18 protein-coding genes and 1 tRNA gene are annotated in these 22,023 nt (G+C 71.1%); 16 read left to right on the top strand and 3 right to left on the bottom strand.

What is annotated here, in order from left to right; translation table 11 throughout:
* The first annotated feature begins 10 nt into the window (after positions 1-10).
* The 11 genes from ACUYTF_RS00095 (at position 11) to rlmN (ending at position 12,428) form a co-directional block, all read left to right on the top strand.
* Entirely contained in the window at positions 11-700 is a 690-nt protein-coding gene (locus ACUYTF_RS00095) for an ABC transporter ATP-binding protein (RefSeq protein ID WP_449279137.1), read from the top strand.
* On the top strand, positions 697-2,442 hold the full coding sequence (locus ACUYTF_RS00090; RefSeq protein WP_449279136.1) for a hypothetical protein: 1,746 nt from the start codon (positions 697-699) through the stop codon (positions 2,440-2,442). The genes ACUYTF_RS00095 and ACUYTF_RS00090 overlap by 4 nt, the downstream gene beginning before the upstream one ends.
* A 182-nt stretch (positions 2,443-2,624) precedes the next feature.
* Positions 2,625-2,697: transfer RNA gene (locus ACUYTF_RS00085), tRNA-Glu, on the top strand.
* A gap of 287 nt (positions 2,698-2,984) precedes the next feature.
* The gene (locus ACUYTF_RS00080; RefSeq protein ID WP_449279135.1) at positions 2,985-4,046 is read left to right on the top strand and encodes a 3-isopropylmalate dehydrogenase; all 1,062 of its coding nucleotides are present in this window, start codon (positions 2,985-2,987) and stop codon (positions 4,044-4,046) included.
* Between the two features lie 76 nt (positions 4,047-4,122).
* Positions 4,123-5,211 carry a branched-chain amino acid aminotransferase gene (locus tag ACUYTF_RS00075; RefSeq protein WP_434141647.1) on the top strand — a complete coding sequence of 363 codons (1,089 nt, stop codon included), beginning with the start codon at positions 4,123-4,125 and terminating at the stop codon, positions 5,209-5,211.
* 4 nt (positions 5,212-5,215) lie between these two features.
* Positions 5,216-6,004: a fumarylacetoacetate hydrolase family protein gene (locus ACUYTF_RS00070; RefSeq protein WP_434141648.1), complete on the top strand. Its 789-nt coding sequence runs from the start codon at positions 5,216-5,218 to the stop codon at positions 6,002-6,004.
* A 77-nt stretch (positions 6,005-6,081) separates the two neighbouring features.
* Positions 6,082-7,182, top strand: a complete 1,101-nt coding sequence (locus tag ACUYTF_RS00065) for a carboxylate-amine ligase (protein ID WP_449279134.1) — start codon at positions 6,082-6,084, stop codon at positions 7,180-7,182.
* A gap of 114 nt (positions 7,183-7,296) precedes the next feature.
* Positions 7,297-8,658, top strand: coding sequence for a hypothetical protein (locus tag ACUYTF_RS00060; protein WP_449279133.1), 1,362 nt, complete (start codon positions 7,297-7,299; stop codon positions 8,656-8,658).
* Between the two features lie 222 nt (positions 8,659-8,880).
* Positions 8,881-10,404 carry an acetaldehyde dehydrogenase ExaC gene (gene exaC, locus ACUYTF_RS00055; RefSeq protein WP_449279132.1) on the top strand — a complete coding sequence of 508 codons (1,524 nt, stop codon included), beginning with the start codon at positions 8,881-8,883 and terminating at the stop codon, positions 10,402-10,404.
* A gap of 124 nt (positions 10,405-10,528) precedes the next feature.
* Positions 10,529-11,014: a DUF779 domain-containing protein gene (locus ACUYTF_RS00050; RefSeq protein WP_449279131.1), complete on the top strand. Its 486-nt coding sequence runs from the start codon at positions 10,529-10,531 to the stop codon at positions 11,012-11,014.
* 109 nt (positions 11,015-11,123) lie between these two features.
* The gene (gene rlmN, locus ACUYTF_RS00045; RefSeq protein ID WP_449279130.1) at positions 11,124-12,428 is read left to right on the top strand and encodes a 23S rRNA (adenine(2503)-C(2))-methyltransferase RlmN; all 1,305 of its coding nucleotides are present in this window, start codon (positions 11,124-11,126) and stop codon (positions 12,426-12,428) included.
* A 72-nt stretch (positions 12,429-12,500) separates the two neighbouring features.
* Here rlmN and ACUYTF_RS00040 read toward each other — a convergent pair whose 3' ends face one another.
* Together ACUYTF_RS00040 and ACUYTF_RS00035 are read right to left on the bottom strand one after the other, a co-directional pair.
* The gene (locus ACUYTF_RS00040) at positions 12,501-13,379 is read right to left on the bottom strand and encodes a hypothetical protein (protein ID WP_449279129.1); all 879 of its coding nucleotides are present in this window, start codon (positions 13,377-13,379) and stop codon (positions 12,501-12,503) included.
* A 64-nt stretch (positions 13,380-13,443) separates the two neighbouring features.
* Entirely contained in the window at positions 13,444-14,496 is a 1,053-nt protein-coding gene (locus ACUYTF_RS00035; RefSeq protein ID WP_449279128.1) for an aminotransferase class V-fold PLP-dependent enzyme, read from the bottom strand.
* Positions 14,497-14,589: 93 nt separating this feature from the next.
* Here ACUYTF_RS00035 and ACUYTF_RS00030 point away from each other — a divergent pair, with 93 nt between their 5' ends.
* Genes ACUYTF_RS00030 through ACUYTF_RS00010 form a run of 5 tightly spaced genes read left to right on the top strand, consistent with a single transcriptional unit; the run spans position 14,590 to position 20,162 of the window.
* Positions 14,590-15,540: a LysR substrate-binding domain-containing protein gene (locus ACUYTF_RS00030; protein WP_434141656.1), complete on the top strand. Its 951-nt coding sequence runs from the start codon at positions 14,590-14,592 to the stop codon at positions 15,538-15,540.
* Complete coding sequence (locus ACUYTF_RS00025) at positions 15,537-16,850, top strand: MFS transporter (RefSeq protein ID WP_434141657.1); 1,314 nt, start codon at positions 15,537-15,539, stop codon at positions 16,848-16,850. Before ACUYTF_RS00030 ends, ACUYTF_RS00025 begins: the two co-directional genes overlap by 4 nt.
* Before the next feature lie 11 nt (positions 16,851-16,861).
* Entirely contained in the window at positions 16,862-18,391 is a 1,530-nt protein-coding gene (gene gltX, locus ACUYTF_RS00020) for a glutamate--tRNA ligase (protein ID WP_449279127.1), read from the top strand.
* Positions 18,392-18,412: 21 nt separating this feature from the next.
* Complete coding sequence (locus ACUYTF_RS00015) at positions 18,413-19,405, top strand: FAD-dependent oxidoreductase (RefSeq protein WP_434141659.1); 993 nt, start codon at positions 18,413-18,415, stop codon at positions 19,403-19,405.
* Between the two features lie 16 nt (positions 19,406-19,421).
* Positions 19,422-20,162: a queuosine precursor transporter gene (locus tag ACUYTF_RS00010; RefSeq protein ID WP_449279126.1), complete on the top strand. Its 741-nt coding sequence runs from the start codon at positions 19,422-19,424 to the stop codon at positions 20,160-20,162.
* Positions 20,163-20,201: 39 nt separating this feature from the next.
* Here the strand turns inward: ACUYTF_RS00010 and tgt are convergent, their stop codons facing one another.
* Positions 20,202-21,551 carry a tRNA guanosine(34) transglycosylase Tgt gene (gene tgt / locus ACUYTF_RS00005; RefSeq protein WP_449279125.1) on the bottom strand — a complete coding sequence of 450 codons (1,350 nt, stop codon included), beginning with the start codon at positions 21,549-21,551 and terminating at the stop codon, positions 20,202-20,204.
* Between the last annotated feature and the right edge of the window lie 472 nt (positions 21,552-22,023).

Here is a 22,023-nt window from a genome sequence, read left to right as displayed (position 1 = left end):
CCCTCGAACGATGCACGAGCCGGCGTCGGTGCTCTCGGCCTCGAACGCCGAGGTCGTGATCGATGGCGCCGTGCTGCTGCCGCCGACCTCGATCGCCCTCGACGCGGGCCGCAGCGTCGCGGTGCGCGGGCCGAACGGGGCCGGCAAGACGACGCTGCTGCGCGTGATCGCGGGCCGACTGCGCCCGAGCGGAGGCACGGTGTCGCTCTTCGGCGGCCGCCTCGACGACCGCGACCCCGCCGTGCGCACCCACATCGCGGCGCTCATCGAGCCGCCGGTGCTCTACCCCGATCTCACGGTGCACGACCACCTCGCGCTCATCGAGGCCGCCTGGGAGGCCGCGGGCGCGGGGGCCGGGCCGGCACCCGCGTGGCTGGGCCTCGGCTCGACGGCGCTCGACCGCTTCGGGCTGACGGGGCTCGCCGAGCGCTTCCCGAACGAGCTCTCGAGCGGGCAGCGGCAGCTCGTCTCGCTCGCGGTGACCTTCGCGCGCCCCGCAACGGTGCTGCTGCTCGACGAGCCCGAGCAGCGGCTCGACCCCGACCGGCGATCCCTGGTCGCCGATGCGCTGCTCGACGCCCGTACGCACGGCGCCGCGATCGCGTTCGCCTCGCACGATGCGGCCCTCGTAGCGCGCGTCGCCGATGCTGAGACCGTGGTCGGCGAGCCCCGCGCACGCGGAGGCGCGGAGGCCGCGTGAATCGCGCACGCGAGGCGGGGCCGCGGCCGGAAGCAGGCGGCGGGACCCGCCGGGGGAATGCTGCGGTCGACCGTCGGCGCATCGCCGGTGCACGGCGGGTGCTGCGCGGGCGCGGGCGCCGCTTCACGGCCTCCGACCTCGCCTACCGCCTCTACATGGGGGTGCTGCTCGCGCTGATCATCGTCGCGCCCGTGGTGCGGGCCGGTGTGCTCTGGCTGCAGCGCGAGCTGCAGCAGCCGGATGCGGGGGCAGGCACAGAGGTCGGCAGCGCGGCGCTCGCCGATGCGGGCGCGCTCACCTCGTTCGGCGCGCTCGCGCCCGCGCTCACCGCCGCCACCGTGCTGCTCGTGCTCGCCGGGTCGCGCATCGGCCCCGCCCGCGCGACGCTTCCGCAGCTCGACCTCGTCTTCGTCGCGCCGATCTCGCGCGTCCGCCTGCTGCGCCCGACCGTCGCGCGCTGGCTCGGTCTCGGCGCCGGCCTGGGTGCGATCGTCGCGGGCATCGGCATCGCCGCCCGCGCACTGCACGAGCCACCCGGCTGGGGCGAGGCGCTGTGGCTGCTGGCTGCCTGCGCCTCGGCGGGCATCCTCATGGCAGCGGCCCCGCTCGCGGGCCAGCTCGGGCGGCGCACGCGCGCCGTGGCAGCGAATCTGCTGCTCGCGCTGGCCGCGACCCAGGCCTGGCTCGCGGCGCAGGGGTGCCCCGGCCTGCTGCACGATCCCTGGTCGCACGCCGCGGGCCTGCTGCTCGGAGGCGCCCCGCAGCCCGTTGCCGGTCTCGGGGCGGTGCTCGCGGCGGCGATCGTCGCCGTGTGCGCGCCCGCGGTCGCGGCGCGTCTGCCGTGGGAGCAGCTGCGCACCGCGGCACTGCAACTCGACACGGTGCAGACGCTCGTGCTCTCGGGCGACCCCGGAGCGGGCCTCGCGCGTCTCGGCGCCCCCGTGCGGCTCGGTCGTCGCGTCAGGCTGCGAATCGGCGGCTCGCGCCCGGGCGGTCTCACCGTCATGATCCTCACCAGGGATCTCCTCGGCATCGCCCGCACTCCCGGTCGCAGCTCGCTCGGCGCCCTCGGCATCTTCGCCGCGGGTGCGCTCTGGTCGGCGGCGGTCGGCAGCCTCGCGGCGGGCGTGCCCGAGACCGGCGAGCGGTTCCTCCTGCCCTACGTCGCCTCCGCGCTCCTCGGTGCCGTCTCGATGCTGCTCGCCTACCTCTCTGCTGCGCCCTGGTGCCGGGGCCTTGCCACCGCGGCGCAGGGGAGCGGGTCGCCGCCCCTGCTGCCCTCGTCGCCCGCGCTGCTGATCGTTCGTCACGCAATCGCGCCCGCCGTGCTCGCGGTCGCCGCCCTCGGCGCGGGAGCGCTGGCCGCCTCGGTCGCGCTCTCCGGGGACACGAATGCAGCGGCGGGCGCCGACGTCGCCGCGCTCGTCGTCTCTGCAGCGCTCGCGGCCGCCGTCGCCGTCGGTCTGCGCGCCTCGACGGCCTTGAAAGGGCCGATCCCGCTGCGCCTGCTCGCCCCGGTGCCGACGCCCGCCGGCGACGCGTCGGTCATCAACGTGCTGCTGTGGACCCTCGACGGCCAGTTCTTCGCGCTCTTCCTCGGCACCGGCCTCGCCGTCGTCTGGGCGCTCACCGTCGCGGGCGTCGTCGGATTCGCGGCAGCGCTCGTCGTCTCGGCCCTCGTGCTCGCGTGCGTCGTGGTCTCGGCCGCCGTGCGCCTGGGGCGGCCCGCGAGCGCGGCATAGGGCGCGGGCCCGGCGGGCTCCGTGGCACCCCGGAAACAGCGGTCGAATCCGGGCGAGAAGCGCGGAATCATGCGGAACACTCCCGGGGTGCGCGGCCCGATTTTGCAGGATTCGCGGGGGTGTGCCAAGATATATGAGTTGCCAGCGCGGCAGAGAGATCTGAAGCGCGAAACAACAGCTCCGGCCCCATCGTATAGCGGCCTAGTACTCCGCCCTCTCACGGCGGCAACACGGGTTCGAATCCCGTTGGGGTCACCGGAACGAAAGCCTCACCTTCGGGTGGGGCTTTCGGCGTTTTCGGGCGGGGCGGGATTCGAACCCGTGCCACGGGTTGCGGGCCGGTGGGCCCGCCGCGGTGCGCGCCGAAACGCTGTTCGCGTTTCGTTGCGTGCGCATCGCGCCCGTTGGGGTCACCGGAACGAAAGCCTCACCTTCGGGTGGGGCTTTCGGCGTTCCCGGGGCATGCACGGCGCTAAGCTGGAAGGGTTGCGCCCGGGATATCCGGGGCCGTTGCCAGCAGAACACCGAAGAAGGAGCGTTCAATGACCCGCACCATCAAGCTCGCCGTGATCCCGGGCGACGGTATCGGCGTCGAGGTGACCGAGCAGGCGAACCGCGTGCTCGACGCGGTGCTCGCGGGCGGCGATGTCGTGCTCGACCGTACCGAGTTCAAGCTGGGCGCCGAGCGCTTCCTCGCCACCGGCGACACGCTGCCCGCAGCAGAGCAGGCCGCCATCGCCGAGCACGAGGCCATCCTCTTCGGCGCGGTCGGCGGAGTGCCCGGCGATCCTCGCCTCAAGACCGCGAACATCGAGCGCGGTCTGCTGCTCAAGCTGCGCTTCGACTTCGAGCACTACGCGAACGTGCGCCCCTGCGCCCTCTTCCCCGGCGTCGAGTCGACGCTGAAGCGCCCGGGCGAGGTCGACTTCGTCGTCGTGCGCGAGGGCACCGAGGGCCCGTATGCGGGCAACGGCGGCCGTCTGCGCGCCGGCACCCCGAACGAGGTTTCGACCGAGGTCTCGGTGAACACCGCCTTCGGCATCGAGCGCATCGTGCGCCACGCCTTCTCGATCGCCGAGCAGCGCGACCGCAAGAAGCTCACCTGGGTGCACAAGACCAACGTGCTCGTGCACTCGGGCGCGACCTGGCAGCGCATCGTCGAGACCGTCGCGGCCGAGCACCCCGGCATCGCGGTCGACTACATGCACGTCGACGCCGCCACGATCCACATGGTGCAGAACCCCGCCCAGTTCGATGTGATCGTCACCGACAACCTCTTCGGCGACATCCTCACCGACCTCGCCGGCGCCATCGGCGGCGGCATCGGCCTCGCGGCCTCGGGCAGCATCAACCCCGATCGCACGTTCCCGAGCATGTTCGAACCGGTGCACGGCTCGGCGCCCGACATCGCCGGGCAGCAGAAGGCAGACCCGACGGCCGCCATCCTCTCGGCCGCCCTCATGCTCGACCACCTCGGCCTTCAGGCCGAGGGCGACCGCGTACGCGACGCCGTGCGCGCCGACCTCGCCGCCCGCGGCACTGCGGCGCGTTCCACTCCCGAAGTGGGCGACGCGATCATCGCCGCCATCGCGCCGCGCGCCTGACCGGCGCGCCGCACACGCCACGCGCGCTCTTCGCGCACCGCCCCGAGCGCAGCTGCACCGACGAAAGAACACCGCTATGACCCCCACCTTCACCGTCACCGAGGCCGACCGCCTGCCCGCCGCGGAGCGCGAGGCGCAGCTCGAGAACCCGGGCTTCGGCAACCACTTCACCGACCACATGGTCTCGATCAGCTGGACCCGGGAGGCCGGCTGGCACGACGCCCAGGTCGTCCCGTACGGGCCGATCCAGATGGACCCGGCCTCGTCGGTGCTGCACTACGGGCAGGAGATCTTCGAGGGCCTCAAGGCGTACCGCCGCCCCGACGGCTCGATCGTCACCTTCCGCCCCGAAGAGAATGCGCGCCGCCTGAACGCGAGTGCCGTGCGTCTCGCGCTGCCCGAGCTGCCCGTCGAGGTCTTCGTCGAGGCGGTGCACCGTCTCGTCAGCGCCGATGCCGACTGGGTGCCGAGCGGCGCCGACCAGAGCCTCTACCTGCGCCCGTTCATGATCGCCGACGAGAGCTTCCTCGGCGTGCGCGCGGCCCATCGCGCCCGCTTCATGATCATCGCGAGCCCCGCCGGTGCCTACTTCAGCGGCGGTGTGAAGCCCGTCTCGATCTGGCTCTCCGACCACCTCGCCCGCGCCGGCCACGGCGGCACCGGAGCTGCGAAGTGCGGCGGCAACTACGCCTCGTCGCTGCTGCCGACGAACATCGCGGCCGAGAACGGCTGCGCCCAGGTGCTGTTCACCGACTCGCAGACCGACGACACGATCGACGAGCTCGGCGGCATGAACCTCTTCATCGTGCGCTCGGACGGCACACTGCTCACGCCGCAGCTCAACGGCAACATCCTCGACGGCATCACTCGCAAGAGCCTCATCGCTCTCGCCCAGGATCGGGGCCACGCGGTCGAAGAGCGCGCCGTCACCGTCTCGGAGTGGCGCGACGGCGTGCAGAACGGCACCATCACCGAGGCCTTCGCCTGCGGCACCGCGGCGGTCATCACCCCGATCGGGCAGCTGAAGGGCGAGGCGGGCACGATCGTCGATCTCGGCGAGACGCCGGGAGAGCTCACCATGTCGCTGCGCGAGGAGCTCGTCGGCATCCAGACCGGCCAGCGCGAGGATCGCCACGGCTGGCTCGACGTGATCGTGGAGGCATAGCCCGATGAAGGTCGCACGGTTCCAGGTCGACGGCGAGATCTCGTACGGCGTGCTCGACGCCGCCGAGCAGGGCGAGGGCATCGAGGTGGTCGAGCTCTCCGGCGACCCGATGGTCGCCGGATACGACACCACGGGCCGCCGCTTCGCGCTCGAGGGCGTGCGGCTGCTCGCGCCCGTGATCCCGCGGTCGAAGGTCATCGGCGTCGGCAAGAACTACGCCGATCACGTCGCCGAGATGCGCAGCGAGACCGGCGGCGACGTGCCCGCCGAGCCGCTGCTCTTCCTCAAGCCGAACACCGCGGTGATCGGCCCGAACGAGTCGATCGTGCTGCCACAGATCTCGGATCGCGTGGAGTACGAAGGCGAACTCGCCCTCGTCATCGGCGCGGTCGCGAAGAACGTCTCGGAAGCGGACGCGCTGAAGGTCGTCTTCGGCTTCACCTGCGGCAACGATGTCACGGCCCGCGACCTGCAGATCTCGGATGGCCAGTGGGCCCGCGCGAAGGGCTTCGACACCTTCTGCCCGCTCGGCCCCGTCATCGAGACCGACCCCGACCTCGGCGCACTGCGCGTGATGACGCGCGTGAACGGCGAGCTGCGGCAGGACGGCAGCACGGCCGACATGATCCACTCGATCTCTCGCATCATCGCGCACGCCTCGGAAATGTGCACCCTGCTGCCGGGCGACGTCATCCTCACCGGAACGCCCGCGGGCGTCGGGCGCCTCGCCGCCGGCGACACCGTCGAGGTCGAGATCCCGGGCATCGGCATCCTGCGCAACACGGTCTCGTAGCGTCGTCATGCGCTGCCGCGCCCCGATAGTCTAGGCTCGTCGGGCACGAGCAACCGCCGGCGAAGGGCAGGTCGACTATGACCCGAAACCGAACGGACGCACCGCATTTCGGCGTGGAAGAGGAGTTTCTGCTGCTCGACGCCGCAACGGGCATGCCGAGCGATGGCGCCGACGACATGGTCGCGGCTCTGTCGGGGCTCCGCGCCGAGTACGAGTTCTTCCACAGCCAGCTCGAGACGGCGACGCCCGTCTGCGACACCGCCGACGAAGCCTTCGCATCGCTCCGCGAGTTCCGCGCCGCCGCATCGCGCGCCGCCTCGCAGCACGATCTCGTGCTCGCGGGCACCGGGTCGCCGCCGATCGGCGGCGAGATCCCCGGCCGCGTCACCGCGAACCCGCGGTACCACGACATCCACGCGACCATGCGCGGCATGGTGCACCGCTACTACTCGACCGGCACCCATGTGCACGTCGAGGTGCCGTCGCGCGACGCCGGGGTCGACGTCATGAACCGCATCGCGCACTGGTCGCCGGTGCTCGTCGCCCTGACCGCGAACTCGCCGCTCTGGTACGGCGAGGATTCGGGATATGCGAGCTGGCGCTATCTGCAGCTGCAGCAGTGGCCGAGCTCGGGCTACCCGCCGGCGTTCGATGACGCCGCTGCCTACGAGCAGGTCGTCGACGGCCTCGTGCGCGAGGGCGCGCTCATGGACAAGGCGCTCGTGAACTGGTCGATCCGGCTCTCCGAGAAGTTTCCGACGGTCGAGCTGCGCACCGCCGACGCCCAGCTCGAAAGCGGCGACGCGGTCGTATTCGGGCTGCTGCTGCGCGCGCTGGTGCATCGGGCGCTCGAGGAGCGCGGGGCGGGCGCCGCGCCGGTCGTCGTGCAGCGCGATCTGCTGCGCGGCGCGCACTGGGTGGCGGCGCGCAACGGCCTGCGCTCCGAGCTCGTCGACCCCGCGGCGAGCGAGCCGCGCCCCGCCTTCGAGGTGGTCGACGCATTCGTCGACTACCTTCGGCCGTCGCTCGAGGCGACCGGCGATCTCGCGCACGTCGAGGCGTTCACGGCGAAGCGCCGCGCCGACGGGGGCGCCGCCGCGCTGCAGTTGCGCGCCTGGGAATCGGGCGGCATCGAGGCGCTGCTCGAGCTCTACCGCCGCGGGTCGCAGGCTGCTTGAGGCTGCGCCCCGCTCTGCCAGCGACGTGCGGTAGCATCCCAGGCACGGCGGCCCGCAGGCGGGCCGCGACGAGCCCGGAGCGCTGCAGCGCCGGGCGGGCGCGAAGGAGGGCCGGTGGCGAGCCAGTGGCGTGCGCTGCGCAGCGGCGAGTCGGTGCAGGAGCGCCGCCTGCAGCTGGCCCGCGCCCACGACCGATTCACCGGCGACGGAGCGCTCGTCGACGACCCCGAACAGCTCGGCGCCTTCGCGGCGCAGGCCGGCATCAGGCCGGCGGTGCTCCGCTCATGGGTGCGCTCCCAGATGCTCGCGATCGACCCCGGCACGGCGATCGAGCAGCCGGCGCTCGGCGCCGACGAGCTCGCCGAGCTGCGCCGCACCCACCCCATCGCCCGGGTGCTGCCCGTCGTCGAACGGCTGCTCTTCGAGGCCGCGGGCGACGCCGGGCTCATCGTCGCGGTCGGCGATGCGGCCGGTCGCCTGCTCTGGCTCGACGGCGAAGCGCGCGTGCGCTCGGCCGCCGAGGAGATGGGGTTCCGCGTCGGCATGGACTGGTCGGAGCCGGCCGTCGGCACGAGCGCTCCCGGCAGCGCCCTCGCGCTCGACCACGCGATCCAGGTGCTCGGCGCCGAGCACTACAACCGGGCCGTGCACCAGTGGAGCTGCACGGCGGCCCCCGTGCACGACCCGCTGAGCGGGGCGATCATCGGCGTCATCGACGTCACCGGGGGAGACGCGGCGGCGTCGCCCCACATCCTGCCCCTCGTCGAGGCGACGCTCGCGGCGGTCGAAGCCGAGCTCAAGCTCGAGACGCTCAGAACGCTTATCGATCGGGAGCGCCGGCCCGCGCGCACGGCCGCCCGCCCCCGACCTGCGGGCGCGACGGCCCCGGTGCGGCCGGCTCCGCGGCTCATCGTGCTCGGCCGCGACCCCGCGCTCCTCGAGGGCGACGGGGGATCGCTGCCCCTCACCGGGCGCCACGCCGAGATTCTGCTCGCGCTCGCGAACCACGCCGGCCTCGGTGCCGCCGCCCTCGCCGAGGAGGTGTACGGCGACGCCGAGTCGGTGCGCACGCTGCGCGCCGAAGTGGTGCGGCTGCGCAAGGCGCTCGCGCAGGGTGAGGCGGGCATCGACCTGCTCTCGCGCCCCTACCGCCTCGACCGCCCGCTGCGCGTCGACGCCGTGGAGAGCCTCGAAGCGATCGCCCGCGGTGCGCACCGTCTCGCCCTCGCCGCCTACGAGGGGCCGGTGATGCCGCAGTCGACCGCTCCCGTCGCCGAACGGCTGCGCGACGAGGTCGACGCGACGCTGCGCGAGGCGATGCTGCAATCGGCGGGGCCCGACGCGCTGTTCGACTACGCCCAGAACTGGGGCGGCGACGACGCCCTGGTATGGCAGACGCTGCTGCAGGTGCTGCCGCCGCTCTCGCCCAAACGGGCGCGCGTCGTCGCCCGTCTCGACGCGCTGCGGGAGACATGAGGCCGAGACCCTGCACCGCGAATCGGGCGGCCTCGCGCCGTGCGATCCCGAGCCCTGCGATCCCGAGCCCTGCGGCCCCGCCTCTGCGGCCCCGCCACCCGATGCAACCTTGATGCAACCTCCGTTCGCCTAGCCTCTGAGGCACCGGGGTGAGACACCCTCGACGTGCACCTCGTCGGCGCACGGCCCCGGACCGGACAACGATGTCAAAGGAGACCCATCATGGTCGTATACGCAGCCCCGGGCCAGCCCGACTCGCTCATCACGTTCAAGAGCCGCTACGAGCACTACATCGGGGGTGAATGGGTCGCCCCCGTGAAAGGCCGGTACTTCGAGAACATCACACCGGTCACCGGCAAGGCGTTCTGCGAGATCGCCCGCGGCACCGCCGAAGACATCGAGGCCGCCCTCGACGCCGCCCACGCCGCGGCCCCCGCCTGGAACGCGACGAGCCCGGCCGAACGCGCCGTCATCCTGAACCGGATCGCCGACCGCATCGAACAGCATCTCGAGATGCTCGCCGTCGCCGAGACCTGGGACAACGGCAAGGCCGTGCGCGAGACCCTGAACGCCGACCTGCCGCTCGCGGTCGACCACTTCCGCTACTTCGCGGGCGCGATCCGTGCGCAGGAGGGCGGCATCTCGCAGATCGACGAAAACCTCGTCGCCTACCACTTCCATGAACCGCTCGGCGTGGTCGGGCAGATCATCCCCTGGAACTTCCCGATCCTCATGGCCACCTGGAAGCTGGCGCCCGCGCTCGCCGCAGGCAACTGCGTCGTCATCAAGCCGGCCGAGCAGACCCCGGCCTCGATCCTCGTGCTCTTCGAACTCATCGGCGACCTGCTGCCCGCGGGCGTCGTGAACATCGTCAACGGCTTCGGCGCCGAAGCGGGCAAGCCCCTCGCCTCCAACAAGCGCATCCGCAAGATCGCGTTCACGGGCGAGACGACGACCGGCCGGCTCATCATGCAGTACGCCTCCGAGAACATCATCCCAGTGACGCTCGAACTCGGCGGCAAGAGCCCGAACCTGTTCTTCGACGATGTCATGGCGCAGGACGACGCCTACTGGGACAAGGCGCAGGAGGGCTTCACCATGTTCGCCCTCAACCAGGGCGAGGTGTGCACCTGCCCGTCGCGCGCCCTGATCCAGGAGAGCATCGCCGACGACTTCCTCGACGCCGTCGTCGCACGTACTGAGAAGATCACCCGCGGCAACCCGCTCGACACCGACACCATGGTCGGCGCGCAGGCCTCGAACGACCAGTTCGAGAAGATCAGGTCGTACCTCGACATCGGTCGGCAGGAGGGCGCGCAGGTGCTCACGGGAGGCGAGGTCGCCGACCTCGGCGGGGAGTTCGCCGACGGCTACTACATCCAGCCGACCATCTTCCGCGGCGACAATTCGATGCGCATCTTCCAGGAGGAGATCTTCGGCCCCGTCGTCTCGGCGACGACGTTCACGGATTTCGATGACGCCCTGCGCATCGCCAACGACACCCTCTACGGCCTCGGCGCCGGCGTCTGGAGCCGCAACGGCAACACGGCGTACCGTGCAGGCCGCGCCATCCAGGCCGGCCGCGTCTGGGTGAACAACTACCACGCCTACCCGGCTCACGCCGCGTTCGGCGGATACAAGTCGAGCGGCATCGGCCGCGAGAACCACCTGATGATGCTCGACCACTACCAGCAGACGAAGAACCTGCTGGTCAGCTACAAGGAGGGCGCCGACGGGTTCTTCTGAACCGCAACCGCCGCTGCAGGGATCGCCGGGGACGGCGACCGGCGATCCCTGGAGGGGAGCCCCCGGGTGCCGGGCGTACCCTGGAGGCAGAGCACGGGACGACTTCGACGGAGAGGTGAGCACGATGGGCGAGCAGACGATCGACCAGGAGCCGGGCGCGGTACCGGCCTGCGACATCACGGCGAGCGGGGTGTCGGTGCCGATCGCCGGCAGCGTCGACGCGCGGCCCGAAGTCGCGGGGGAGACCGAGAGCCGGCTCGCGTTCGCGCCTGCCGCGCTCGCCCTCATCGACGAGCTGTGGGAGATGCACGGCCCGCTCATGTTCCACCAGTCGGGCGGCTGCTGCGACGGCAGCGCGCCGATGTGCTACCAGGAGGGCGAGTTCAAGACGGGCGGACAGGATGTGAAGCTCGGCACGCTCATGCTGCCCCCGCTCGCCTCGAACCCGGAGGGCGGGCCGCGCGAGATCGCCTTCTGGATGTCGCGCGAGCAGTTCGGTGTCTGGGCGCACACCCACCTGACCGTCGACGCGGTGCCCGGGCGCGGCTCCGGGTTCTCGCTCGAGGCGCCGGAGGGCAAGCGGTTCCTGATCCGCTCCCGCCTGCTCTGACGCCGCCCGGGCTCGTCGGCGGGCTCCGCGAAGCTCCCGATACCGGCCGCCCCCGGCGCGGGCGGCGCCTGCTGACGGTTCTCGGCCGCAGATGAGACAATGGACGGCGATGGATCCGAACAAGCTCAACCACGACACCGACCCCGATGCGCCGAAGTTCATCAAGACCCGGCCGCGCACGGGCGGTGCGTCGCGCCCGCAGATCAAGCCGAAGGCCGAGGGCTGGCAGCAGATCACGAACCCCGACGGGCGCCCGACGCTGCAGTTCGCGTCGCCGCGCGTCAAGCAGCCCGCCACCCACCTCGCCGACATGACGCTCGCCGAGCGCGAGGCGAAGATGGTCGAGCTGGGCCTGCCCAAGTTCCGCGCCAAGCAGATCTCGAAGCACTACTTCGAGCACCGCACCACCGACCCCGAGCAGATGACCGATCTGCCGAAGGACCGCCGCGCCGAGATCGCCGAGGCATTCTTCCCGCCGCTGCTCACCGAGGTGAAGCGACTCGTCACCGACGACGGCGACACCGTCAAGTTCTTGTGGCGCCTCTTCGACGGCGCGCTCGTCGAGTCGGTGCTCATGCGGTACCCGGGCCGCATCACCCTCTGCGTGTCGAGCCAGTGCGGCTGCGGTATGAACTGCCCGTTCTGCGCGACCGGCCAGGCGGGCCTCACCCGCAACATGTCGACCGCCGAGATTCTCGACCAGATCGTTCAAGCCAACCGCGTCATCGCCGAGGGCGGCCTCGGGCATCGGCGCGACGCAGGCAACGGCGCCGAGCCCGAGCGCGTGAACAACATCGTGTTCATGGGCATGGGCGAACCGCTCGCGAACTACAAGCGCGTCATGAACGCGGTGCATCGCATGATCGCCCCCGCGCCCGAAGGGCTCGGCATGTCGGCCCGCGGCATCACGGTGTCGACGGTGGGCCTCGCACCCGCTATCCGCAAGCTCGCCGACGAGAACATCCCGATCACCTTCGCCCTGTCGCTGCACGCCCCCGACGACGATCTGCGCGACGACCTCATCCCGGTGAACAGCCGGTGGAAGGTCGAGGAGGTGCTGGATGCCGCGTACCACTACTACGAGACGACCGGCCGCCGCGTTTCGATCGAGTACGCGCTCATCAAGGACATGAACGACCATGCCTGGCGCGCCGACCTGCTGGCCGACAAGCTCAACCAGCGCGGCCGCGGCTGGGTGCACGTGAATCCCATCCCGCTGAACCCGACGCCGGGTTCGATCTGGACGGCGTCGACGCGCGACGTGACCCGCGAGTTCGTCGATCGGTTGAACGCCGCAGGCATCCCGACGACCCTGCGCGACACCCGCGGCAAGGAGATCGACGGCGCCTGCGGCCAGCTCGTCGCGACGGAGCAGGATAAGGCGGACGCGGCGCTCGCCGCTGCGTCGGTATAGGCACTGCGTGGAAGTCCGCGCGTTGCGGAGCGAGGCGCGGACGCGGCGCTCGCCGCCGCCGGCTGAAGTCGGTCAGTCGCGCGCGAGCGCGTCGAGGCGCCAGCCTTCGAGGCGCTCGACGCCCTCGGTGCGGCCGAGCTCCCGTCGCCGCGCCTCGGGGCGGGCGAGGTACCAGCGCAGGGCCGAGTAGAGCGCGTCGGTCGGCACCGTGTAACCGTCGGCGTTCAGCAGCTGCGCATGACCGGCGATGCCTGCCTCTGCCGAGACCGAGAGCCTGATCATCGGCACGGGGTGGCGCCGGCCCGGCATGAGCACGGGCTCCACCGAGCGGATGTGCTCCCAGAAGATCTCGGCGTCCCTGCCCGGCACGCGGACGCTCACCGTGCGCTCGCCGAGCGCGACGCCGCTCGGGCGGGCGCCGAAGCGGCCGTTCCTCCATCTGCGCGCGAAGTTGAGGGTTGCGAGGAAGCCGCTCGCGGCGGTGAACGCGAGCACGATCAGGAGTGCGAAGAGGAACGCGCCGGTCGTCGTATTCGGGTTCATGCGCGGCATCGCGCCGACGAGCTGCAGCACGCCGAGTACGAGTGCCGCGAGCATCGCGAGCGTGAAGAGCGCGTTGCAGATGAGCAGCGGCCAGGGGAGCGGCTTCGTCGGCGCGACGTGCACCCACGAGTCGACCGGCGCTCGTTCGGCGCGCGTCATCACGACCGCGTTGATGAAGCGGAACCGCCCGCGGGGTCGCTTGCCCATGAAGCCGATGCCGATGCCTCCGAGGCCGATGATGAGCCCGGTGAGCACCATTGCTCCGGTGACGAACAGGTCGCCCTCGCGGTAGTTCGCCCAGGCCGACCAGCCGCATGCGGCGAGCACGAAGACGCCTGCGAGCGGGCCGAGCCGCGTCGGGAAGTTCGACGCGCTGGGGTGGGGGTACCCTTCGAAACCGTCTGACATGCCGTCAGCCTAGTGCGCGGCCCGCCAGGGCAGCGGCGGGCCAGGGATCAGCGACGAGCCGGAGTCAGCGGCGCCCGAGCGCCTCCGCGAGTGCCGCGACATCGCCCGCATCGTTCCAGAGGTGGAAGGCGATGCGGGCGTTGCCGGCGCGGCCCGATGCCGCGATGCCCGCATCGCGCATCGCCGCGAGCGCGCTGCCGTCGGGGTCGGGCCAGGCCACGATCGCCGAATCGGTGGGCTGGAGGCCGAGCATCTCTCGGGCGGCGTTCGCGAGCCCGACGTCGTGGGTGTGCGCCTCGGCGATATCCAGTTCGGCGAAGAAGCGCAGGGCGGTCTCGGTGCCGGGCACCGACGGGAATGCGGGGGAGACATCGAAGCGGCCCGCGCCCCGGGCCAGCGGCATGTGGTGCGAGTAGCACGAGCCCCACACCTCGTCGGCCGAGTACCAGCCCGCTGCGAGCGGAGTCAGCGCATCGTCGAGACCTTCGCGCACTGTGAGGAACGCGGTGCCGCGCGGCGCGCAGAGCCACTTGTAGGCGTGGCAGACGGTGAAGTCGAAGCCGGAGGCGTCGACGGGGAGCCAGCCCGTCGACTGGGTCGTGTCGGCGAAGGTACGCGCGCCCGCGGCGGCCGCGGCCCGTGAGATCGCGGCGTGGTCGACGACCTCCCCGGTGGCCGATTGCACGAGCGAGAACGCCACGAGGGCGGTGCCGGGCCCGATCTCCGCGGCGAGCCGGGACACCGGTGCGTATCTCACTCGCACTCCGCGCCCGGCGAGCTGCACGAACGGGTGCACGAGCGAAGCGAAGTCGCCGTCGGCGCACAGCACTTCGGCGCCATCGGGCACCGACGTCGCGACGATCGAGGCGAACTGCGAGACCTGCGAGCCGACCGCGACCCGGTCGGGCGCGACGCCGGCGACCTCGGCGTAGAGCGCGCGGCAGCGCTCGATCGTCTCGCCGAGTGCGACGGCGTCGAGGCGGCCCGCGGCCCAGGTGTCGGTGAACGCCCGGCTCGCGGTGACGGTTTCGAGCGTCGGCAGCCCCGCGGTGCAGGCCGAGAGATATCCGCGCGTCGACGGGAAGTGCTGGCGGAACGGTGAGTGCGGGGCGGTCATGCCGTCAGACTAGTGAAGCCCGGGCCATAATCAAACAGAATCATTCTTATCTTTCACTTCAGTTCTGGTTATGCTCGGCGTAGACTCATCCCCATGAACACCCAACGCGGCAGCGACCCCCTCGGCTCGATCGATTCGACGGAGCTGCGCATTCTGCACGCCCTCGCGACGACCGGGTCGCTCACCGCGGCCGCCGGCAGCCTCGGGCTCAGCCAGCCCGCGGTCAGCCAGCGCATCAAGCGCGTCGAGACCCGCCTCGCGGTGCCGCTCATCGAGCGCTTCGGCCGCGGCATCCGCCTCACCCCGGCCGGCCGCATCCTCGCAGACCACGGGCGCACCGTCGTCGCCGAGATCGACGCCGCGATCGCGGCGATCGACGACCTGCGCGGCGAGCGCGCCGGCACGCTGCGCCTCGTCGGGTTCCCGTCGGCCTCTGCGACCATCGTGCCCGCCGTGATGCGCATCCTCGCCGAAGAAGCGCCCGACGTCGCCCTGCAGTACCGCGAGGCGGAGCCGCCCGAGGCCGCGCAGCTGCTGCGCGACGGCGAAGTCGACTGCGCGCTCATCTTCGTCTACGAGGGCTCGACCGAACTGCCCGCGGGCAGCGCCTTCCAGCCGATGTGGACGGAGGAGGTGCGCCTCGTCGTCTCCGACGAGCGGGCTGCGGGGGCGCAGTCGCTCGACCTCGCCGACTTCGCCGCCGAGCACTGGATCGCCGGCTGCGAGAAGTGCCGCGGACATCTGCTCGATGCCGCGCACCACGCGGGCTTCGAGCCCGAGATCATCCAGGAGACCGACAACGTGCCCGCCATGCTCGCCATGGCGGCCGCGGGCGGCGCCGTCGCCCTCGTGCCGGGCCTCGCACTCTCTGCGGCGCGCACGCTTCCCGACGACGCCTGCGCCCTGCCGCTCGACCCGCCGCGCTACCGCACCATCGGCCTCGCTTCGATGGTCACGGCGAACGAGAGCCCGCAGGTACGGCTCGCGAAGCGACTGCTCGACCACGTCGACGTCTCGCGCTGGCGTCTGGAGAAGGCCGCGTGAGCGCCGCTGCGACGGCCGCGGCCGCCCCGCCGCGGTACGAGCGCGGCGGGGCGCTGCAGCGCCGCACACTGTGGGTGCTGTCGATCGGCACGATCCTCGGCGGGCTCGGCGTCGGCGCCTCGCTCTCCGTCGGCGCCCTGCTCATCGCCGAGGTCAGCGGCAACGACGCGATCTCGGGCCTCGCCTCGTCGGTGTTCAACCTCGGCGCTGCGATCGCGGGCATTCCGCTCGCGCGCCTGGCGGCGAAGCGCGGTCGGCGCCGCGCCCTCGTGACGGGCAGCGCCGTCGCCATGGTCGGCGCGTTCGTCGCCGTCTTCGGCACCGTCATCGACCTGTGGTGGGTGCTCGCGGGCGGCATCGCGATGATCGGCGTCGCGAGCGCCGTGCAGCTGCTCGCGCGTTTCACCGCCACCGACCTCGCCCGACCACGGCATCGCGCCCGCGATCTGTCGCTCGTCGTCTGGTCCATCACGATCGGCGCCGTCGCCGGCCCGCTGCTCATCGGCCCGGGCGAAACGGTGGGCCTGCTCATCGGCGTCACCCCGCTCGCGGGCGTATTCGTATTCACCTTCTTCGCGCAGGTGCTCGCCGCGCTCGTCAACCTCTTCGGGCTGCGCCCCGACCCGCTGCTCGTCGCGCGCACCCTGCCCGATGACGAGGAGGAGGTCGTACGGCCCGCTCCGGGCACCGCGCACCCGCACGAGCACCGGGTGCCCCTGCATTCGCGGCGCAACCGTGTGCTCACCATCATCATGATCGCGATGGCGCAGGCCATCATGGTCGGGCTCATGGCCATGACCCCGCTGCAGCTCATGCACCACGACGGGACGGCAGAGATCGTGGGCGTCACGCTCAGCATGCACATCGCCGGCATGTACGCGCTCTCGCCGGTCTTCGGCATGCTCGCCGGTCGCTTCGGCAACCTGACCGTCATCGTGCTCGGCTGGCTACTGCTGCTGCTCGCGATCATCACCGCATACTTCGCGGGCCCATCGCACCTGCTCGTGCAGATCGCCATGGTGCTCGTCGGCCTCGGCTGGGGGGCGGTGACGGTCGCCGGCGCGGCGCTGCTCACCGAGCTCACGCCGCTCGCCGAACGGCCGATCTGGCAGGGGCGCTCGGACACCACGATGAGCGCTGCGGGCGCGATCGCGGGAGCCCTCTCGGGTGTCGCTTTCGCGTTCGGCGACTTCTCGTTCCTTGCCCTCACGACGGGAGTGCTGCTCGCGATCGGTGCGACGGCATCGCTGCAGCTCGGGCTGCGCACGCGCATGCGCGGCGTCGTGCAGGACGCGGCCGGCACCGAGTAGACTTGAGTGCGATGTCCGACACCATTGCACCTCAGTTCTCGTCCGCCACCGGCAGTGATATCCGGGTACGGTTCTGCCCCTCGCCGACGGGTACGCCCCACGTCGGCATGGTGCGCACCGCGCTCTTCAACTGGGCGTACGCCCGGCACACCGGCGGCACCTTCGTCTTCCGTATCGAAGACACCGATGCCGCGCGCGATAGCGAAGAGAGCTACACCCAGATCATCGATTCGCTGCGCTGGCTCGGCCTCGATTGGGACGAGGGCATCGACGCGGGCGGCGAGCACGGCCCGTACCGCCAGTCCCAGCGCGGCGACATCTACCAGGACGCGATCGCGCGCCTGCGCGACGCCGGCTACCTCTACGAGAGCTTCTCGACGTCCGAGGAGATCGACGCGCGCAACGAAGCAGCCGGTCGCCCGAAGCAGCTCGGCTACGACAACTTCGACCGCGACCTCACCGATGAGCAGCGGGCCGCCTACCGCGCCGAGGGCCGCGAACCGGCGCTCCGCTTCCGCGTGCCCGACACCGACCTCTCGTTCACCGACCTCGTGCGCGGCGACATCACCTTCCCGGCGGGCTCCACGATCGACTTCGTCGTCGTGCGCCCGAACGGCAAGCCGCTCTACACGCTCGTGAACCCGGTCGACGACGCGCTCATGGGCATCACCCACGTGCTGCGCGGCGAAGACATCCTCTCGTCGACGCCCCGCCAGATCGCGCTGTACCACGCGCTCATCGAGGTCGGCATCGCGAAGGCCATCCCGCACTTCGGCCACCTGCCCTACGTCATGGGCGAGGGCAACAAGAAGCTGTCGAAGCGCGACCCGCAGGCGAACCTGCTGCACCACCGCGATCGCGGCTTCATCCCCGAGGGCCTGCTGAACTACCTCTCGCTGCTCGGCTGGTCGCTCGCGCCCGACCGCGACGTGTTCACGAGCGCGGAGATGACCGCCGCGTTCGACATCGCCGACGTGAACCCGAACCCGGCCCGCTTCGACCAGAAGAAGGCCGACTCGATCAACGCCGACCACATCCGCCTGCTGACCGAAGACGACTTCGGCCGGCGCATCCTGCCCTACCTCATCGCGGGCGGCGCCCTGCCGATCGAGCCGAGCGCCGAACAGCTCGCCACCGTGCGCGCCGCGGTGCCGCTCGTGCAGAGCCGCGTCGTCGTGCTCTCCGAGGTCGTCGGCATGCTCGGGTTCCTCTTCACGAGCACCGACGCGCTCGAGTACGAGGCCGACGCACTGAAGTCGCTGAAGGAGGACGCGCCCCAGGTGCTCGAGGCCGGCCTCGCAGCGCTCGAGGCGATCCCTGCAGACGGTTGGAGCACCGAGGCGATTCAGACCGCGCTGCAGACCGCTCTCACCGACCCCGAGCAGGGTCTCGGGCTGAAGCCGCGCGTCGCCTTCGGCGCCCTGCGCGTCGCCGCATCGGGCCGACGCGTGTCGCCGCCCCTGTTCGAATCGTTCGAGCTGCTCGGCCGGGACGAGACCTTCGCGCGCCTGCAGAAGCTCCAGGCGCACCTCAGCGCCTAGTCGCGAGCGAGGTTTGGAGACGTGGACGCAGTGAACGCCGAGGCGCCGGTCGGAGTCGCCATCATCGGAGGCGGCCCCGCCGGGCTCTCCGCCGGGCTGCAACTCGTGCGGGCCCACCGGCGCATCGCGATCCTCGACAGCAACCGCCCGCGGCACTCCGCGACCCTCCGCTCGCACGGCTTCCTGACCCGCGACGGCGCATCCCCGCTCGAACTGCGACGCCTCGGCCGCGAGGAGTTCGAGGCATACCCGACCGCGATCTTCGCCCAGTCCATCGGCCGGGAAGTGATGCGCCTGACGGCGGACGAGGCGCTGGCCGCAGGTTTCCCCGACGGCATCGGCTTCCGCGTGCGCGGCACCGGCATCCGCGGCTCGGCCGACGTCGAGTTCACGGCCCGGCGCGTACTCATCGCCGCCGGCCTCACCGAAGAGCTGCCGCCCTTCCCGATGATCCGCGCCTACTACGGCACCGCCCTGCACAGCTGCGTCGAATGCGACGGGTTCGAGAAGACGGACAAGCCGCTCGTACTCATCGGGGAGACCTCCGACCTGTTCGCGCGTGCGCTGCTCATCAGCCGCTTCAGCTCCGACCTGATCGTGTTCACGAACGGCGCCGACACGGTGCGCGCCGACCAGGAGGCGCAACTGAACGCGATCGGCATCCGCGTCGAACGCCGCCCCATCGACGACATCGTCGGCGAGAAGGCCGAGATGACGGGAGTGCGGCTCACCGACGGCGAGGTCGTTCCCCGCGTCGGAGGCTTCGTGCGCCCGCGCTGGCACGCCCCCGTCGAGTACCTCGGCGACATCGATATCGCACGCGACGACTGGGGTCTCGTCGAGGTCGACGTCAACGGCGAGACCTCCGCGCGCGGCATCTACGCCGTCGGCGACGTCGTGCCGCCGGGCCCGCAGCAGCTCATCATCGCTGCGGGGAGCGGGGCTCGTGTCGCAGCACGGCTCAACATGGACATGATCAGAGGAGCGCTCGGAGTGGGCAGAGTCGATGAATAGGATCGAGGAGAATCGAGTGGACGTCTCACCGGACGCCGCAGGCGCGCGGCAGTACCTGACGCCGGGAGTGCAGGCGGCAGGGCGCGGATCGCGCTACGCGATGGTGTCGGCCGTATTCGTCGGCATCCTGCTGATCTCGAACGTCGTCGCGGTGAAGCCGATCGCGTTCGGCGCCGTCGCCATCGGCGGTTTCGAACTGCCGCTCGTGTTCGACGGAGGAGTCTTCCTCTTCCCGATCGCGTACATCCTCGGCGATGTGCTCGCGGAGGTATACGGGCTGCGCGCATCGCGCCGTGCGATCTTCGCGGCGTTCGCGCTGGCGCTCGTAGCCTCGCTCACCATCCTCATCGTGCAGATCTCGCCGCCCGCCGACGGGTGGGAGAACCAGGAGGCCTTCGCGGCCGTGCTCGGCTTCGTGCCCCGCATCGTGGCGGCGAGCCTGACCGGCTTCCTCGCCGGCCAGCTGCTCAACGCCTGGGTCATGGACCTCATGCACCGCCGCACGGCCGGACGCCTGCTGCGCACCCGGCTCATCGTGTCGACGCTCGTCGGCGAGCTCGCCGACACGCTGCTGTTCTGCACGATCGCCTTCGCCGGCATCATCACCGGCATCGACTTCGTCATGTACGTGGTGCTCGGCTACGTCGTCAAGGTGCTCGCCGAGGTCGTGCTGCTGCCCGTGACGACACGGGTCATCCGGACGGTGCGGCGTGCGGAGGAGCGGGCGGCCGCCGCGGAGCCCCGACCCGAGGCGTAGCCCGGCTCGGGCCGCCGGGCGGCTCCACGGCTCACTCGGTCAGCGGGAGACCCGCACGCCCGCCCTCGCCGCGCGGGCGGCCTCGGGGCCGTAGAGCCGGCCGAGCGTCTCGTCGCGCATCTCGGCGAAGTCGCCGTCGATGATCGCCTGGCGGATCCGGTCGACGAGGCGCACGATGTAGCGCTCGTTGTGGATGGTGGCGAGCGTCGACGCGAGCATCTCCTTCGCCTTGAAGAGGTGATGCAGGTAGGCGGCCGTGTAGTTCTCGCACGTGTAGCAGTCGCACTCGGGGTCGAGCGTCTCGAAACGGCGGCGCTGGCCCGCCGCCTTCGCGTTGATGCGGCCCGAACTCGAATACATGGTGCCGCCGCGGGCCTGGCGCGAAGGCGCGACGCAGTCGAAGGTGTCGGCGCCTGCCGCGATCCCTGCGAACAGGTCATCGGGCTCCGAGATGCCGAGCAGGTGGCGCGGCCGATCCTCGGGCAGTTCGTCGGTCATCCACGCGCAGATGGTGCCGAGCTCGGTCTTCTCCAGCGCACCGCCGAGCCCGAACCCGTCGAAGACCTGCGACTCGGTCTCGGCGCCGGTCATCTCGGCGAGCCCGCGGGCCGCCTTCCGGCGCAGATCCTCGTACTGCGCACCCTGCACGACGCCGAAGAGCGCCTGGTAGGGGCGGTGCGAGCGCTCGGCAGTCTGACGTGCGTGTTCATCGAGGCACCGCACCGCCCACCGCGCGGTGCGGTCGACCGAATCCTCCTGGTAGGCGCGAGTGTTCATGAGCGTCGTGCACTCGTCGAACGCGAAGATGATGTCGGCGCCCAGCTGATGCTGGATGCGCATGGAGATCTCCGGGGTGAAGCGGTGGCGGTCGCCGTTGATGAACGACTTGAACGTGACGCCGTCTTCGTCGACGTGCGCGAGCCGCTCTTTGTTCTTCGCGATGACCTCGTCGCTGCGATGCGCGTTCTCATCCATCGAGATGACCTTCTTGAAGCCGACCCCGAGCGACATCACCTGGAATCCGCCCGAATCGGTGAACGTCGGACCGTGCCAGTTCATGAACTTGCCGAACCCGCCGGCCTCATCGACGATGTCGCTGCCCGGCTGCAGGAACAAGTGGTACGCGTTCGCGAGCACCGCCTGACCGCCGAGCTCCTCGACCGTCGCCGGCAGCAGGGCCTTGACGGTCGCCTTCGTGCCGACCGGGATGAAGGCAGGCGTCTGGATATTGCCGTGCGGGGTGCGGATCGTCCCCGCACGCCCGAGCGGGCGATCGCCGGTGCCGGATGCGCCGCCCGATTCGAGCCGGTGTTCGACCTCGAAACCGAAATCGGTGGGGGAGGGGGCAAGCGCTGGAGCGGCCGATGAAGAGGCAACTGTTTCGTTCACCCGTCCATCTAAGCATCGCTGCGATGACGGCCGGCCGGGAGCACCGCAGTTGCCGCAGGGCCGTGAGCCAGCGCGAGCTCCCTCGGCCACCGGACTCCGCCCCGCAACCGGACGCGACACGTCTGCGCGAGCGTGTGGCGGACAGCCATTTCTGGCTGTCCGTAGCGAGCGCTGAGGGCCTCCGGCCCGAGGTTCTGGGTGCACTGCCTCTCGGGCGACACGCCCGAGAGTTGTGCCCGTGTTGCCCTGGGGGTCGGGTTCCCGTAATGTTTTCCCTTGTCAGCGCGACGGAGCCGGGCGAGAAACAGTCCGGCTCAATTTTGTTGCGTTATCGACTCCCGCAGAAGGTTGGTGGGAGTACTTGGACAGGTTGCTGTTCGGAAGCCTTGTGATGGGGTGTGTACGGGTGGTGTCTGGTCTTTGAGAACTCAATAGTGTGCACTTGATTGTCAAATGCCAATTTTTTATCCCG

This window comes from Leucobacter sp. GX0328 (genome assembly GCF_053567315.1).
Note: the sequence above shows the minus strand (reverse complement) of the source record. Positions and strands in the feature narration are given on the sequence as shown.